The sequence below is a fragment of the Paracoccus aestuariivivens genome (assembly GCF_009711225.1).
In the GTDB taxonomy this organism is placed as follows: Bacteria; Pseudomonadota; Alphaproteobacteria; order Rhodobacterales; family Rhodobacteraceae; genus Paracoccus; species Paracoccus aestuariivivens.
On sequence record NZ_WMIE01000068.1, the window covers coordinates 1 to 757 of the forward strand.

Sequence of the window (757 nt, forward strand, 5' to 3'; positions counted from 1 at the left end):
TTACATGTTTCTGACGCGCAATAATGGCCGCAAATCCCGTGCCATTATGAGCCGGTTGATCCATGAAATGTCACCTCTGCCGGCAGAGGCCCGACGATCGATCACCTTCGACCGAGGCCTCGAGTTCGTCTCCTGGCGCGAGTTGAAAAGCGGCATGGGCACCAAGGCCCGGTTCTGCGACCCGCAAGCCCCTTGGCAGAAGGGCTCGGTCGAGAACATGAATAGGAGACTACGCCGTTACCTGCCCCGGGACACCCCCTTGCTGCAGATGACAAATCAATCAATGAGGTTGATTTGTCAGCGCCTCAACGCCACGGCCCGTAAATGCCCCGGCTACCGAACACCTGCCGAAGCCTTCCGCGAAGAGCTTTTAAGACTGGAGACGCCATGATGAGGCCTGCCCCGCGGCACTGGTGCATTCGGAATGGAGCCTGCAAGTGGGGACGCGCTATTTCTGAACGCGACTTTTTATGCTCGACAAAGGGTTGAGCCATGAAAGGATCGAGGAATGAAGGTTCGGTTTTCTCACCTTTCGCTCTCTGACCGGCGCAAGACCCTGCGCTGGCGGCATGCGAAGCTAAGCCCTGACGAGATGGCCCGTCGGCTCAGCCGGCATCGCTCGACGATCTTGCGCGAACTCAAGCGCAACCATTTCCACGACAGCGAGAGCCCGAAGCTCAGCGGCTACTGGTGCGTCGTGGCGCAGAGCCGCTGCGATGCGCGCCGGACCCGTCGACGCAAGCTGGTCCGCGATTCC

At 59.8% G+C, this 757-nt stretch carries 2 protein-coding genes; both read left to right on the plus strand.

The genetic code is table 11. The annotated features are described in order from the left end of the window. Positions 1-391: IS30 family transposase (locus tag GL286_RS22095; protein WP_155097702.1), on the plus strand; the 391-nt coding region annotated here is incomplete at its 5' end. Between the two features lie 117 nt (positions 392-508). Beyond that, positions 509-757, plus strand: a 249-nt coding sequence (locus GL286_RS22100) for a helix-turn-helix domain-containing protein (RefSeq protein WP_155097703.1), incomplete at its 3' end; no start/stop codon positions are given.